Annotated in this window: 11 protein-coding genes; 9 read left to right on the forward strand and 2 right to left on the reverse strand. The window is 68.7% G+C overall.

Annotation, left to right across the window (positions count from 1 at the left end; all coding sequences use genetic code 11):
• Positions 1-24: 24 nt before the first annotated feature.
• A complete protein-coding gene (locus ACFZ8E_RS04250) occupies positions 25-417 on the reverse strand; it encodes a RidA family protein (RefSeq protein WP_243932971.1) in 393 nt (130 codons plus the stop codon).
• Positions 418-641: 224 nt separating this feature from the next.
• Here ACFZ8E_RS04250 and ACFZ8E_RS04255 point away from each other — a divergent pair, with 224 nt between their 5' ends.
• The 4 genes from ACFZ8E_RS04255 to ACFZ8E_RS04270 all read left to right on the forward strand — a co-directional run bounded on the left by ACFZ8E_RS04255 (position 642) and on the right by ACFZ8E_RS04270 (position 8,709).
• On the forward strand, positions 642-2,048 hold the full coding sequence (locus tag ACFZ8E_RS04255) for a PLP-dependent aminotransferase family protein (RefSeq protein ID WP_405042094.1): 1,407 nt from the start codon (positions 642-644) through the stop codon (positions 2,046-2,048).
• Positions 2,049-2,603: 555 nt separating this feature from the next.
• Positions 2,604-2,960, forward strand: coding sequence for a DUF6538 domain-containing protein (locus ACFZ8E_RS04260; RefSeq protein ID WP_405042095.1), 357 nt, complete (start codon positions 2,604-2,606; stop codon positions 2,958-2,960).
• Positions 2,961-4,226: 1,266 nt separating this feature from the next.
• Positions 4,227-7,424 (forward strand): efflux RND transporter permease subunit, encoded by a 3,198-nt coding sequence (locus tag ACFZ8E_RS04265; protein WP_405042096.1) that lies wholly within the window; start codon positions 4,227-4,229, stop codon positions 7,422-7,424.
• A 13-nt stretch (positions 7,425-7,437) separates the two neighbouring features.
• Complete coding sequence (locus ACFZ8E_RS04270; RefSeq protein WP_243946048.1) at positions 7,438-8,709, forward strand: efflux RND transporter periplasmic adaptor subunit; 1,272 nt, start codon at positions 7,438-7,440, stop codon at positions 8,707-8,709.
• A 194-nt stretch (positions 8,710-8,903) separates the two neighbouring features.
• Here ACFZ8E_RS04270 and ACFZ8E_RS04275 read toward each other — a convergent pair whose 3' ends face one another.
• Positions 8,904-9,473 (reverse strand): thermonuclease family protein, encoded by a 570-nt coding sequence (locus tag ACFZ8E_RS04275; RefSeq protein ID WP_243936727.1) that lies wholly within the window; start codon positions 9,471-9,473, stop codon positions 8,904-8,906.
• Between the two features lie 118 nt (positions 9,474-9,591).
• Between ACFZ8E_RS04275 and ACFZ8E_RS04280 the strand changes: the two genes are divergently transcribed.
• The 5 genes from ACFZ8E_RS04280 (at position 9,592) to ACFZ8E_RS04300 (ending at position 15,291) form a co-directional block, all read left to right on the forward strand.
• The gene (locus ACFZ8E_RS04280; protein WP_187274690.1) at positions 9,592-9,900 is read left to right on the forward strand and encodes a PepSY domain-containing protein; all 309 of its coding nucleotides are present in this window, start codon (positions 9,592-9,594) and stop codon (positions 9,898-9,900) included.
• A gap of 21 nt (positions 9,901-9,921) precedes the next feature.
• Positions 9,922-10,602, forward strand: a complete 681-nt coding sequence (locus ACFZ8E_RS04285; RefSeq protein WP_147843851.1) for a response regulator transcription factor — start codon at positions 9,922-9,924, stop codon at positions 10,600-10,602.
• Positions 10,599-11,948, forward strand: coding sequence for a sensor histidine kinase (locus ACFZ8E_RS04290; RefSeq protein ID WP_405042097.1), 1,350 nt, complete (start codon positions 10,599-10,601; stop codon positions 11,946-11,948). The genes ACFZ8E_RS04285 and ACFZ8E_RS04290 overlap by 4 nt, the downstream gene beginning before the upstream one ends.
• A gap of 656 nt (positions 11,949-12,604) precedes the next feature.
• Positions 12,605-14,329: a putative bifunctional diguanylate cyclase/phosphodiesterase gene (locus tag ACFZ8E_RS04295; protein ID WP_405042098.1), complete on the forward strand. Its 1,725-nt coding sequence runs from the start codon at positions 12,605-12,607 to the stop codon at positions 14,327-14,329.
• A 26-nt stretch (positions 14,330-14,355) separates the two neighbouring features.
• Positions 14,356-15,291, forward strand: a complete 936-nt coding sequence (locus ACFZ8E_RS04300; protein ID WP_405042099.1) for a BLUF domain-containing protein — start codon at positions 14,356-14,358, stop codon at positions 15,289-15,291.
• Positions 15,292-15,309: the final 18 nt, after the last annotated feature.

The following is a 15,309-nucleotide window of genomic DNA, read 5'->3' on the forward strand; positions in this document are numbered from 1 at the left end:
GTTTCTCGTCTCGGCGGGGACGGTTCAGGCCATCCGGGATGGTGCCGCTCCGCGATGGGCCACCAGGTCGATCTCGACCAGCGCGTCGTAGGCGAGGCCCGTCGTGCCGATGCAGGTGCGTGCCGGCAGCCGATCCTGCGGGAAGAACGACTTGTAGGTCGTGTTGAAGGTCGCGTAGTCGCGCTGGAACTCCGTGAGGAAGGCGCGGGCGACGACGACGTGCTCGAAGCCCAGCCCGATCCCGGCCAGCACGGCTTCGAGATTGGCCATCACGTTGCGGGTCTGCGCCTCGATGCCCTCCGGCAGGAGGCCGGGAGCCTGCGGGGTATCGGGCATCTGCCCCGTCACGAACACCATGCCGTCGATCTCGACCGCATGGCTGAAGGGCGCCACCGGCTTCGGCCCCCCGGCGATCATGTGAAAGAGGGCGGCTGACGTGGTCTCGGAATTCGGCACCGTGGACTCCTCGTTGCAGGCCATGCCCGCAAGGCCCTACCGCGGTCACCACCGTGAACCGCATTGTCACGATCAGATTAGGTCGGATTGTCTGGTTCTGCGCGGGGAGACTTGCGGCAAGCTGCTTGAATTTCCGCCGGCACTCGGCTGAAACTAGGACAATCACTCGGACAATCGGAACAGGCATGACGCGACCGGGATGGACGGAGGCGGTCGAGCGAACTGCGGGTCCGCGCTTTCGCGCTATCGTGGGGGCGGTGGAGATCGCCCTGCGAGCCGGCATCCTGCGCCCTGGCGACCGGTTGCCGCCGCAGCGGGACCTCGCCGACTGGCTGTCGCTCAACATTGGCACGATCAGCCGAGCCTATGCCGAGATGCAACGCACGGGCCTGGCGCGGGGCGAGGTCGGCCGAGGCACGTTCCTCAACCCTGTGCAGGCAACCGACGGTCCGTCGTCCCTGCGGACCCCCGCCCCGCGTCCGGCCTTCCTCGACCTGTCTCACAACTTTCCAGCGCATGCGATGCATCATCCCGCGCTAGCTGCGATCCGGCCGTGCTTCGAGGGCGGGGTCGATGTCGACGCCATGCTCTCCGCCCAAGTCGATATCGGCCTCGGCCGGCATCGGGACATCGCCGCGCACTGGCTCGGCCGGTTCGGGATCGAGGCGCAGGCCGACGACGTGCTGATCACCTGCGGCGGCCAGCACGGCCTGCTGCTGGCGCTCATGGCGCTGACCCGCCCCGGCGAGGCCGTCCTGACGGAGGAGGTCACCTTCTACGGCCTGAAATCCGCAGCCGGCATGCTGGGACGTTCGCTGGTCGGCGTGCGTATGGACCGCGAGGGCCTCGTGCCCGACCATCTCGACGTGGTCTGCCGGCGGACGAACGCGAAGGTCCTCTTCTGCACGCCGACGCTGCACAACCCGACCACGGCGACGATGTCGGCGGAGCGGCGTCGGGAGGTGGCCGAGGTCTGTGAACGCCACGACGTCATGATCGTCGAGGACGACGTCTACGGCTTTTTGCCCGATCCGCTGTTGCGGCCGCTGGCCGCCTCTGCCCCGGACCGGGTGGTGCACATCTCCAGCGTGTCGAAACTCATCGGCCCGGGGCTGCGCGTCGGGTTCATGAGAGTGCCGCGGCATCTGGTCTATGCGTTCGGCATCGCCCTTCGAGCCAGCACCCTGATGGCCTCCCCCTTCACCGCCGAATGGGCGACGCGCCTGCTGGCCTCGCAGCAGATCGATCGGGTCGTGGCCGACTTGCGGACGGAAACCGAAGCCCGGCAGGCCCTCGTAGCCTCCCTCATGCCGGAGCATGCCATCATGAGCCACCGAAACGCGTTCTACTTCTGCCTCAACCTGCGGAACGGCTGGTCTGCCGAGGCTTACAGGCAAGCCGCCGAAGACATCGGGGTGGGGGTCACGCCACTGAGCCTATTCGAGGTGTCCTCCTTGCACCAGAATGACAGTGTGCGTGTCTGCGTCAACGCGGCGCCGGACCAAGCCTCGCTTCGCGAAGGGTTGGAGAAGCTCGCAGGGCTGCTCGTATCAGGCGCACCGCCGACCGTTCGGTTCAGAGCGGCGATCTGAATCGGACGGTCGGCATTCGGGCAAAAGTCCGATGTCGTCATCCCATGCCATAAGCGGACCGGCTGGAAACCACGCGACCCAGACGCAGGTCATCCTCCGCCAACCTGCAGCGAAGCGGACCCTCCGACGGTCCGAGAAGGGTCGACACCGGAACATCGTCTACCAGCAAGTGAATGTCCGCCTCCGGGCGGTGGGGTGATGTCCGCTCATGGCGCAACCAGGACTCAACAAATTGGGTGCGGGAGCGTCCGTTCTGCACGTTCCGACGGAGGGCGCCGAATGGCCGGGATGGGCGCAAAGTGGAATGACCGTTTGAGTGCGGGGCCGAGGTGCTGTCGCGATCGGTTTCGTGTTTGACGGTTGCCCCAAAAAGTTGCTACGAGCTTCGGTATCGGCGGGTTAATAGAACCTTTGTTGTCAGGGGCTTAGGCTTGTTGGCGGCGAATCCCCTCTCCACCAAATCGTCCTTGCGCCATTGCGATGACGGTATCTTCCTGATGCCGTGGGCTTTCAGCGCGCTCCTGCTACGAGGGCGTGCGACGAAGCCAGAGGCAGATGGTGGGTCTGGTCCAGCGTCGGGGCATCTTCTATGTCCGTCGCACCATCCCGGATGCGCTGCGCGCCGACATGCCGGCCGTGCTCGGAACGGCAGGGCCTGGCATCTTCGACGAAAGCGCGCCCGTCTCGCTGAAGGGAAGGCGGGCCGGCCGGGAGTTCTGGGTCAGCCTCGGCACCCGCGACGCGGACGTGGTACGCGATCGGGCCCGCCGGCTGGATGGCGAGGCGGACGCACTCGTCCGCTTGGCGAAGCGCCGTCTGCCTCAGCGCTCAGCCGAAACTCACGGACCTCGACGACACGGTTCTTCAGGGTCTGGTCGCGACGTTCCGCCATCGCAAGCTCGCCGCGGATGAAGCGCGGCGGCGCGGTGCCGACGCTCTCTCTCGCGAAGGGTTCGACGCACTCGGGCGGGAGATCGCGTCGCGGGAGGCCGAGTTGCGGGACGCCAACGCGCGCGGCGACTGCACCGCCACGCACTTCGACCACGACGCCATGATGACCGTCCTCGATGCCGGACTGAACATCGCGTTCGGATCGCCGGGGGATCGTCGTCTCCATCTCGCGTTCGTCGAAGCCGAACTCGAGGTGATGAGCGTCATCGGCGACCGGCATCGTGGGACTACGACGCCGACCCCTGAGCGACCGACAAGCGACGCCCCCGAACCGAGGGCGCGCCTCCGTCGAAACCGGGGAACGTCGAAGCGTCGACCCCGGAGCAGATCCTGGAGGGTTGGAATCTCGATTAGACACCGACCGAGAAGACCTTCGACACCTTTTCGAGCATGGTCCGTCGGGCTGGAGATGGTGGCGTGGCGGCTACCTGAGGCTGGACGATGTGCGTGCGGCGCTCGTGATCCATGACGAGGTTCAGGAAGGCGTTTTCGCAGAAGTCTTCGCCGATGGCCGCTGTTCGGCGCGTACCGTTGCCGTGCCCCAGGCCGGGGGAGACCGATGGCGGAACGTCAGCCCGGGCCAAGCCCCCGTTGACGCGAGCGCTGCCGGGTTGGAAGCGATCGGCTGCCGGACCATCCGGGTCCGGCAGCCGGGACGGGGGGCAACGCCAGGAGGATGGCCTGGTTTTGGACATCACAGGGTGGGATGTCGGGCGACAATCCGGGCCGGCTGCCGGTTAGGCAGAAACTCCGATGGCGGAAATGGCGTTCACGGTCCGAAAACCATGGTGCGGTCTCATCGACCGATAAACGTCCGCGCGGTCTCGCTCCAGACGGCGGCGTCTACCGCATCGAACGATGAGCCGCCGGTCCGGCACCCGTGTCGTCCGAGATCCGCTGTGAATTCAAGGCGGGTGTGGGTCAGTTCCGCCGCGCCCTGATCCAAGAGAAAGCTCAGGTTGCCGCAGCGGCAGCCCAAATCGTCAGGGCGCAGTCATCGCTCGGCGTGCCATAAAAGTACGCTAAGAATCGTATTCAGTGCCGTCAACGACAGCAGAGATGACTGCACTGACCATCGATAGAGGATTGTATCTCCTTGTTTCTGGTCGCCTCGCGCGCGTGACGTCATCAAATTGCCGCACTGGCCCGATGAATGCATGATGCGATATGCTTCTGTACGCGGCCGTCGAGCCCCGCCCAACGGATTGATCGAGGCGAATTCAAGGTATGGCGGCGATCGTCCGACTGGCCCTGCTGCGGCCCTACACCTTCGTCGTGATGTCGATCCTGATCCTGATCTTCGGGGTCATGGCGATCGTGCGCACCCCGACCGACATCTTCCCCCGGATCGGCATCCCGGTGATCAGCGTCGTCTGGCAGTACACCGGGTTGCAGCCCGACGACATGGCGGGACGCATCGTATCGGTGTTCGAGCGCTCGCTGACCACCACGGTCAACGACATCGAGCACATCGAGTCGCAATCGGTCCCGGGCTACGGGATCGTGAAGATCTACTTCCAGCCCGGCGTCGACATCACCGCAGCCCAGGCGCAGGTCACCTCCATCTCGCAGACGCAGCTCAAGCAGCTGCCGCCGGGCGTCACGCCGCCCCTGATGCTCGCCTACAACGCGTCGAGCGTGCCCATCATCCAGCTCGCCCTGTCCAGCGACAGCCTCTCGCAGACGGCGCTCAACGACCTCGCGCAGAACTTCATCCGGCCTCAGCTCACCACGATCCCCGGGGCGCAGCTGCCCTACGCCTACGGCGGCGCCGCGCGCCAGGTGCAGATCGATCTCGACCAGTCGGCGCTGCACGCCCACGGCCTGTCGGCGGCCGACGTCGGCGCGGCCTTGGCCCGGCAGAACCTGATCAATCCGGTGGGCACCCAGAAGATCGGGAGCTTCGAGTGGATCGTCGACCTCAACGATTCACCCAAGAGCATCGAGGCGTTCAACGACCTGCCGGTCAAGGTCGTGGACGGCGCCGTGGTTTTCATGCGCGACGTCGCCCACGTGCGCAACGGCTCGCCGCCCCAGACCAACGTCGTCCAGCTCGACGGCAAGAAGGGCGTGCTGATGTCGATCCTCAAGATCGGCAACGCCTCGACCTTGGACATCATCGCCGACGTCAAGGCGCGCCTGCCCGCCATCCAGGCGGGCCTGCCGACGGGCGTCGACCTCAAGTACGTGGCCGACCAGTCGGGCTTCGTGCGCGAGTCTGTGGTGGCGGTGGTGCGCGAGGGGGTCATCGCCGCCGCGCTGACCGGCCTGATGATCCTGGTCTTCCTGGGCAGCTGGCGCTCGACGCTGATCATCACCGTGTCGATCCCGCTCGCCGTGATGTGCTCGCTGATCGCGCTCTCGACGCTCGGGCAGACCATCAACGTGATGACGCTCGGCGGCCTCGCGCTGGCCGTCGGCATCCTCGTCGACGATGCGACCGTGACCATCGAGAACATCAACCGGCACATGGAAGAGTTCGGCGAGGACATCGTCACCGCGATCACCCGCGGGGCGCAGGAGATCATGCCGCCGGCCACCGTCGCCCTGTTCTGCATCTGCATCGCCTTCGTGCCGCTCCTGGCGTTGGGCGGCGTGGCGGGCTTCCTGTTCCGGCCGCTGGCGATGGCGGTGGTGTTCGCGATGATCGCGTCCTACGCGCTCACCTATACCCTGGTGCCGACGCTGGCGCGCTACCTGCTGACCGAGCACGCCCACGGGCAGGATCCGGCGAACAAGCCCGGCCCCTTCGCCCGGTTTCAGCGAGGCTTCGAGCGCCGCTTCGAGGCCCTGCGGCAGGCCTATCTCGGGCTGCTCGGCTTGGCGCTGTCGCGCCGGAAGTCGTTCGCCGTCGGCTTCCTCGCGGTGGTCGGCCTGTCGTTCGGCCTCGTCCCCTATCTCGGGCGGGACTTCTTCCCGGACGTGGATGCAGGGGCGCTCCGCATCCACCTGCGGGCCCCGACGGGCACGCGCATCGAGGAGATGACGGCCCTGACCGGGCGGGTCGAGGGACGGCTGCGCGCGCTGATTCCGCCGGGACGGGTGGCCAGCGTCGTCAACAACATCGGCCTTCCGATCAGCGGCATCAACATTTCCTATGGCAACAGCGGCACCATCGGCACCTTTGACGCCGACATGCTGGTGACCCTCGACGAGACCAGTGGCGGAAGCGAAGGCGGCCCATCGACCGCGGCGCTGACCCGGCAGCTGCGTGAGCGCCTGCCGCAGGATTTTCCCGGCGTGACCTTCGCCTTCCTGCCCGCCGACATCGTCAGCCAGATCCTGAACTTCGGCTCCCCCGCCGCGCTGGATGTCCAGGTGGCCAGCCGCGACATCGCGGGGGGCCGCGCCTACGCCAACATGCTCCTGGCCCGGGTCCGCCGCGTAGCCGGGGTCGCGGACGCCCGCATCCAGGAGCAGGCGCGCAACCCGGCGCTGCGGGTCGATTTCGATCGCGCGCTCGCCGGGGTCGTCGGCCTGACCGAGGGCGACGCGGCCGCGAGCCTCCAGGCGACGCTGTCGGGCAGCACGCAGACAGCTCCGACCTACTGGCTCGACCCGCGCAACGGCGTGTCCTACCCGGTCTCCGTCCAGACGCCGCAGTATTCGATCGACACGCTGGGCGCGCTCAACAACCTGCCGATCACCGCCGCCCGCTCGGAGCAGCTCCTGGGGGGCTTGGCGACGATCCGCCCCGAGCCGCTCAGCGCGGTGGCGACCGACTACAACATCGCCCCCACCGTCAACATCCTGGCCACGACGCAGGACCGCGATCTCGGCGGCGTCACCGCGGACATCCAGGGGGCGATCGACGCGACGCGGGCCGACCTGCCGAAGGGGGCGACCGTCACGGTGCGCGGGCAGGCGGTGACCATGGCGCAGGCCTACCAGCAGCTGCTCGTGGGCCTCGCCTTCGCGATCGTGCTCATCTACCTGCTCATCGTCGTCAACTTCCAGTCCTGGGTCGACCCGTTCGTCATCGTGACGGCGCTGCCGGCAGCGTTGGCCGGCATCGTGTGGATGCTGTTCGCCACGCACACCCACGTTTCGGTGCCGGCGCTGACGGGGGCGATCATGTGCATGGGCGTGGCGACCGCCAACTCGATCCTGGTCATCAGCTTCGCCCGCGAGCAGCTCGACGCGGGACGCACGGCGATCGAGGCGGCGCTGGCGGCCGGGGCGACGCGGCTGCGGCCTGTGATGATGACCGCGCTGGCGATGATGATCGGCATGGCGCCGATGGCGATCGAGCCGGGCCAGAACGCCCCGCTCGGCCGCGCCGTGATCGGCGGATTGCTGTTCGCCACGCTCGCGACCTTGTTCTTCGTGCCGGTGGTCTTCGGCATCGTGCATGGGCGGCCGCGCCGCGCCGCGGCCCGGCGCGAAGACGCTTCCCCCCAGCCCCTCTCGTCCCCATCGGCCTGAGCGCAGATCCCGCATGCACCCAACCCAACACGCCAAATCCGACGACGCCGCGCACGCGAGCGCCGAGCCCGCAGTCGCGTCGCCCCGCACGCGGTCGGGGCGCCGGGTCGGCGCGCTGCTGGCGGGCGTGGCCATCGGCGCCGCGGCGCTGGCCTGGGTCGGCATCAGTGACCGTGCGAAGGGGATGCAAGAGGTCGAGAGCTGGACCGAACGGCAGGCCGTGCCCACCGTTCGGGTGGTGCACGCCCGGCGCGGGCCCATGGACGAGGACCTGACCTTGCCCGGGTCGCTGAGCGCCTTCTACACCGGGACGCTGTATGCCCGCGCCAGCGGCTACGTCACGGCCTGGCATCGGGATATCGGCGCCCGCGTGCGCAAGGACGAGGTCCTGGCCGAGATCTCGGCGCCCGACCTCGACCAGCAACTCGCCGAGGCGCGCGCCACCCTTGTTCAGCTTCAGGCGGCGGTCGACCAGGCTCAGGCGAACGCCGATCTCAGCGCGGCCACCAACAAGCGCACCGCCCGCTTGGTCACGCAGGGCTGGTCGAGCGAGGAGCGCGGCGACACCGACCGCTTCACCGCGGCCTCGCGCACGGCGGCCCTATCGGTGGCCAAGGCGAACATCGTCGCCCAGCAGGCCAATGTCGGGCGCCTGGAGGAACTGACGCGGTTCAAGGAGGTCCGGGCACCCTTCGACGGGGTCGTGACCGCGCGCAACGTCGACATCGGCGACCTGCTCACGGCGGGGGGAACCTCGGGACGGCCGCTCTACCGGGTCTCGGATCTCCACCGGGTGCGCGCCTACGTGAACGTGCCGCAGGCCTTCCTCGCCGTGATGAAGCCGGGGTTGAAGGCCTCCCTGCGCGTGCCGGGGCAGGAGGCGGCGTTCGACGCGGAGGTGACCTCGACCGCGAACGCCATCGCGGAGGATTCCCGAAAGGGTCTCGTGGAGCTCCAGGCCGACAACCCGGAAGGCAAGCTCTGGCCGGGGGCGTTCGTGGAGGTGCGATTCCACGTGCCCTCGGACCCGGGGACGTTGCGCGTGCCCGCCACCGCGCTGGTGTTCGACCGCAACGGCACGCAAGTGGCGCAGGTGGGCGACGACCACCGGATCGCGCTGAAGCCCGTGACGCTCGGGCGGAACCTCGGCAACGAGGTCGAGGTGCGCGCGGGCGTGACCACCGCCGAACGGCTGATCGACAATCCTCAGGAGTTCCTGGCGAGCGGGGACGTCGTCCGCGTCGCCGGAGAGGAGGCCGCTCCGCGGACCGCCTCGGCGAACTGACGATCGCCCCCGCGGCGGACGTTTCCCGGCCCCCGCGTGGTGCACCGCGACCCGCCATCGCGAATGGGTCAGGCCGCCGTGCAGCCTGACCGCACGGCGATTTCGCCGGTCGCCGGCGGGCACGTCATGGCAACTGCACGCACCTAGAGCGGCGCCGTTCGTCTATCGGATACGCCCTATCGCCCGCCCTGCCGTCAGTCCGTCGGATCGTCGAACACTCCGGCCCACAAGCCGGCACGACGCCCCCAGGCCCGGTCGCTCGCCCGCCTGTAGGATGCCGGCGCGTCGCGGGCGGGCATCGCGTAACCGTTGGCGATCATCCAATCGCCGAGGTCCTCGTCACCGATTCGGCACGTCGCCTCGGCGGAACCGCTGTCTGGGCGATCGTGCCGCTCGCAAATCGGCTCCGCCGTCCCGATGCGTGCGATCATCTTCTCGCGGACTTGGCGGCCGCACGCGTAGGGAACCTCGTGGGCGTCCCAACACGTCGCATCCGGTGCGGGCATCACGATGCCGAACAGCGTGACGGATCCGCCGTCGATCGTGAGGGTGGTCCCGTTGATCAGCGAGGCATGCCCCGTCGCCGGCTCCCCAGCCAACGCCGGTTTCCCCGCGATGGCGAGACAAGTGGCCAGGGCCAGCGTCAAGACGCGGTTGTCCGGGACCCGGGCCGGGGGTTGATGTCTTGTGGCCGGCGGCGGGCACAGGATCGTGCCGGCAATCGCCGCCACGACGGTCAGAAGGATGCCGATGATGATGGACATGGCCGTGCGGCTCCGCGAACGAGGGATCTGCGGAGCGTTCTGGCGGATCCTGAACCCGCCGGCCTGACGGAGCCCGTCAGCCTCCCGTCAGGTTGACCCACCCATGGTGCCAGTGTCCATGCCGATCCTCCGCATCCTTCTCGTTGCCGCCCTTTGCTCAGGTCTCGTCCGGATGGTCCCTGCGCGCGCGGACGACGACGCCGACCGGGCCCGTCGCGCCCTCGAACGCGGCGAGATCCGTCCGCTCGACGAGGTCCTGCGCGCCGCCCGTGCTGCCGTGCCCGGCGACGTCGTGGCCCTCGACCTGAAGCACCACGACGGGCACTGGTTGTACAAGCTGCGTATCCTCGGCGCGGACAGCAAACGACGCGACGTGAAGGTCGATGCGCAGTCGCTGCAGATCATCGACAGGGACGACGATGACTGACCTGACATGGAAACGCGTCCGATGCGGGTGCTAGTCGTCGAGGACGAGCCCCGCATCGCCGCGGACGTGAGCGCTGGCCTGGAGCGTGCCGGCTACGTTGTGGACGTCGTCGCGGATGGCGAGGCCGCGTGGTTCCGCGCCGAGACCGAGACCTACGACGCGATGGTGCTGGACTTGGGCCTGCCGCGCCTCGATGGCCTCGGCGTGCTCCGCCGCCTGCGCGCGGCCGGCACGATGGTCCCCGTGCTGATCCTCACCGCGCGCGATGGCTGGCGGGAGCGCGTGGAGGGCATCGACGCAGGCGCCGACGACTACCTCGCCAAGCCATTTCGAATGGAAGAGCTCGCAGCGCGGCTGCGCGCAATCCTGCGGCGCACCGCCGGCCACGCTTCGCCGGTGCTGCGCGCCGGCGCCGTTGAGCTCGATACGCGCACCCGGGCCGTCAGCGTCGCCGGTCGCGAGATCGACCTGACCGCGTTGGAGTACCGCCTGCTCGCTTTCCTTATGCACCAGCAGGGACAGGTGGTTCCGGCCGGCGAACTTCTCGACCACCTCCACGGCGTCGGAAGCGACCGCGAGGCCAACGCACTCGAGGCGCTGTTGACGCGGTTGCGACGCAAGCTCGGGCCGGGAATGATCGAGACCCGGCGCGGCCAGGGGTACCTCGTCCCCGCCGACCAACCGAAGGCGCCTGGCCGTTGAGGGCGGACTCCCTGCGCCTGCGCCTCGGGATCACCGGCGCCGCCTTGATCAGCCTCGCTCTGCTGCTGGCCGGCTTCGGCCTGACGATCATCTTCGACCGCGTGCTGGACGCCCGAACGGCCGACGAGCTCGACCGCTCGGCCAAGCTCATCGCCGGGCGCGTCGGACTGGCTTCGGACGGTGCCCCGACCCTGTCGCGCGAGCCGCCGGATCCGCGGTTCGCCACACCCTATGGCGGCCTGTACTGGCAGGTCGAGACGCCGGACCGGCGGTCCCTGCGATCGCGCTCGCTTTGGGACAAGAGGCTCGAATCGTCGGGCCTGGACACGGGTGATGCGCCGATGGTCGCCGATGCGACGGGACCGGATGGGGGGCGGCTCCTGTCCCTATCGCGACCGGTCGAGATCGATGGGGCCGGTGGAACGGCGACACGGTTGCGGGTCACCGTCGCCGAGGATCGGCGTGGACTGGCCGCGAGCCGGTCGACGTTCCTGCGCCTTCTTATGCCGTCGCTCGCCGCGCTGTTCGTTGTGCTGACCCTGGCGATGGCGGTCTTCGTCCATCGCGCGCTGACGCCATTTCGAACGTTGCGCGCGAGCCTTGCCGCGGTGCATGCCGGAACGCGCGAACGCCTCCCGGACGTCTTCCCGGACGAGGTTCGTCCGCTCGTGGCCGACCTCAATTCGTTGCTCGACGCACAGGAACGGGCGCTCAAGCGAGCGGAGGCCGGCGCGGCGGACATGGCACACGGACTGAAGACGCCGTTGGCCGTCATCGACGCCCTGATGCGCAGGCTCTCCGCAACGGAACCGGTTGTGGCGCAGCAGATCGCGGAACAGACACAGGCGATGGGCGGTCAGGTCGAGCGCACGCTGTCTCGAGCGCGCCTCGCGGGTGCTCGGGACCTGCGTCGCAGATCCTGTGGCGTGGCGGCGGTCGTGGACAGGCTCATCGCCACGATGCGGCGGCTTCCCGAGGGCGACTCACTGGTCTGGGACGTATCTGTCCCTGCCGATCTGTCTTACCCGGGCGACGAGGGCGAGCTGATGGAGGTTCTGGGCAACCTGCTCGACAACGCGCGCAAGTGGGCACACCGGCGTGTGCGCGTCACCGGGACGCCGGACGGGGCGGGAGGCCGCTTGTCGGTCAGCGACGATGGGCCGGGGATGGACCCCACGGCCCTGGCCGGGCTGGGCCGTGGGGTGCGCTGGGACGAAAGCCGACCGGGCACCGGTTTCGGGTTGGCGATCGCCCGCGACGTAGCCGAGGCAGCCGGTGCCCGGATGGCATTCGGCGAGGCCGCCGAGGGGGGACTGATGGTCGAGATGGTTTGGTCCTCCGGCTGAGGTCTTCGGCAGTCTTCCGCCGGCAGGGGACAGTCGAGACCGCCAGGGTGGTTATCCAGGCGGCTCCGCGAGCCACCTGGCCCGAGACGGCCCTTGCCGGCGCTGCCGGGACGCAGAGGCGGCCGTTGACGCTTCGAGCTCGAATCGAACGTCTGGTTCAAGGCCAAACGTCGGACGGGATCGACGCTTTACCCCGGAAGCGGACATCCGTTTTCTGCCGTTCCGGCAGCGGTCCGTTTCCCCCGTCACCGCGGTGGATCGCGCAGAATTTGCGAGTTTGGCAGCTGCGGATGCCGGCGTGCGACCACCTTGCACGCCGCCGGGAACATCAAGTCCGTGCGTGTCGACCCCGGTATCCGGCGTCGCCTCAGGTGCCGGATGCCTGCGTTCGACAGTCGATCCAAGTTCGACCTACCGGCTCCCGATGAACCGCTGCCGGAGGGCGTCGGCTTTGCCGCCAGTCCGTTGCTGCCGATACCATGGCAGCCAAGGCCGTCGACCTGCGCGGTGGCGACAGGTTCGAATGGCGGCTGATTGCAACTTGAGAGCGCGAATTCAACGCCCAGTGTAGCCTCTAATTAAGAATTCTACCTCTATAAATAAGTGCTTCCATTCGGCACGCTCGCTGGGCGGCCTGAGATCGGGTCCGATGTGCCATGAGCGCTGAACGGCACTACCTTGGCGCTGCCCGGTGCGAGACGCCGCGGAGCCTGCGGCCGAACGCGGGCGCCCCCTCCCACACCTGGGCGCGCTATCTCGACGTGATCCGGCACGGGCTGCTGATGATCGACGATGCGGGGCGCGTGATCGTCTCGAATGCGCCGGCCGAGCGCCTGCTGACCAACTTCCTGCCGCCTTCGCGCGAACCGGGTGCCAGGCCGTTGCTTCGCGCCCTGTGCGCCGGGACTGCGAAACCGAGGCGCGAGGTCTTCCGATCCTTGCGCCAGGGACGCGATCGTCGCACGGCCGTTTCGTTCGAGGTCAGGGATCAGGGGCTCACGCTGCAGGTCGAGCTGAATCCTGCAGAGGAACAGGGTTGGATCGCGACGATCGAGGACGTCAGCGCGCGCAAAGCCAGCGAGGCGCGCGCCGACGAGGCGGCACGCCAGGATCCGCTCACCGGCTTGCCGAACCGCCTGCTCCTGCAGGAACGACTCTCCGAGGCCCTCGTGCGCCTCCATCGCAACGGCGAGAAGTGCGCGCTTCTCCTCGTCGACCTCGATCGCTTCAAGCCCGTCAACGACACGCTCGGCCACCCGTTCGGCGACGCGCTCCTGAAGAAGGTCGCCGATCGACTGCGCTCGGCCGTGCGGCCCACCGACACCGTCGCCCGGATCGGCGGCGACGAGTTCATCATCGTGCAGGCAGGCATCCGCGAGGCCAGCGACACGCAGGCCCTGGCTCGGCGCCTCGTCGACCTGATCGGCCGAACCTACATGATCGACGGGCATCTCCTGACGATCGGGGCCAGCGTCGGCGTCGCGTTGGCGCCCAACGACGGGGACGCCTCCGAGACGCTCCTGAAGAACGCCGACCTGGCCCTCTACCGGGCCAAGGTCGACGGACGCGGCACGTACCGCTTCTTCGAGCCCGAGATGGACGCGCGCATGCAGGCGCGCCGCCGGCTGGAGCTCGACATGCGTCAGGCGCTCGCCCGCCGCGAGTTCCAGCTGCACTACCAGCCGCAGATGCAGCTCGACGGCGATCGGCTGATCGGCTGCGAGGCCCTGATCCGCTGGAAGCATCCCGAGCGCGGGGCGGTCTCACCACTGGACTTCATCCCGCTGGCCGAGGAGATCGGCCTGATCGTGCCGATCGGCGACTGGGTCATCCGGCAGGCCTGCCGCGACGCGATGCACTGGCCGGCGCACATGGCGGTGGCCGTGAACGTGTCCCCGGCCCAGTTCAAGAGCGACCGCCTGGTCGAGACGATCATGTCGGCGCTTGCCGGCTCGGGCTTGCCCGCCCGGCGCCTGGAGGTCGAGATCACCGAGGGCGTGCTGCTTCAGGAGAACGAGAAGACGCTGCGGACGCTGCATCGGCTGCGCGAGCTCGGCGTCCGCGTGTCGATGGATGATTTCGGCACGGGCTACTCCTCCCTGAGCTACCTGCGCTCGTTCCCCTTCGACAAGATCAAGATCGACCGCTCCTTCGTGAAGGACCTGTCGAGCAAGCCGGACGGCGACGCAATCATCAGGGCCATCGCGGGCCTCGGCAAGAGCCTGGGCATGACGACGGTCGCCGAAGGCGTCGAGACGCCGGAGCAGATGCAGCGCATCCGCGAAGAGGGCTGCACCGACGTGCAGGGCTATCTCATCAGCAGGCCGATACCGGCCGACGACCTCATGACCTTCCTCGCGAGCTACCCGCCGCACGCGTGATCTACCCCAGTCCCGGATAGTCTCTGATGAGCGAACTCTATCGCCTGGTCTACGCGAGCAAGAACCTGCTGAAGGGATCGGAGGCCGAGATGACGGCATCGATCACGCAGATCCTCGCGGCGTCGCAACGGAACAACGTCGAGTCGGACGTGACCGGCGCGCTGATGTTCAATGCGGGGGCGTTCGCCCAGGTTCTGGAGGGACCGCGCCGCGAGGTCGAGGAGACGTTCGAGCGGATCCAGTGCGACGATCGGCACGGCGACGTGACGGTCCTCCAATGCGGGCCGGCCGAGAAGCGCGGCTTCGCGAACTGGTCGATGGCCTTCGTCGGCCAGTCCGCCGGGGGACAGGCGCAATTCAGCCAGCTGGCGGCCGAGAGCGGCTTCGACCTCTCGCGCCTGGACGGCGACGCCGTGTTCGCGATGCTGCACGGGCTCGTGCTGGAGGAGGAGCGGGTGCCGGCACCCGCGCCGATCGCTTCGCCGTCCGAGGATATGCCCGCAACGGGCCTCGATGTCGAGCAGCTGCGAACGGAGATCGCGCAGCTTCGGCGAGAGGATGCGGCCCCCCGGATCCCGCCGGCGCCCGACGCGGTCCTGGCCGGCCCGATCGCGGTCGTCGGCCCGCGCGCCCGCCCGGGAGGCGACGCGACGGGCTCGGCGGGCGGCGCGGCGGACGCTGCCTTGTCCGTGCTCAAGACCGCCCTGGCGCGCGAGCGGCAACGGACGAGCGAGCTTCGGACGGAGATCGACGCGCTTGAGGTCGCGCTGGCCTTGCACCAGGACCAGATGGACGCCCTGCGGGCGGAACGGGACCGCTGGGCCGAGCGCGCACGCCTTCTTGCCGCGGCGATGGTCCAGGAGGCGGGCGACGTCCGGACGTCGCCCGATCATGCGAGCGCCGGGTCCAGGGAGCCGACATCCGCCGCGGCGCCGGGCGCGGCCCGTCGCCTGCGCGCCTAGAGCCTGCTCCAGCGAGGG

This window comes from Methylobacterium sp. HMF5984 (genome assembly GCF_045033435.1).
GTDB lineage: Bacteria > Pseudomonadota > Alphaproteobacteria > Rhizobiales > Beijerinckiaceae > Methylobacterium.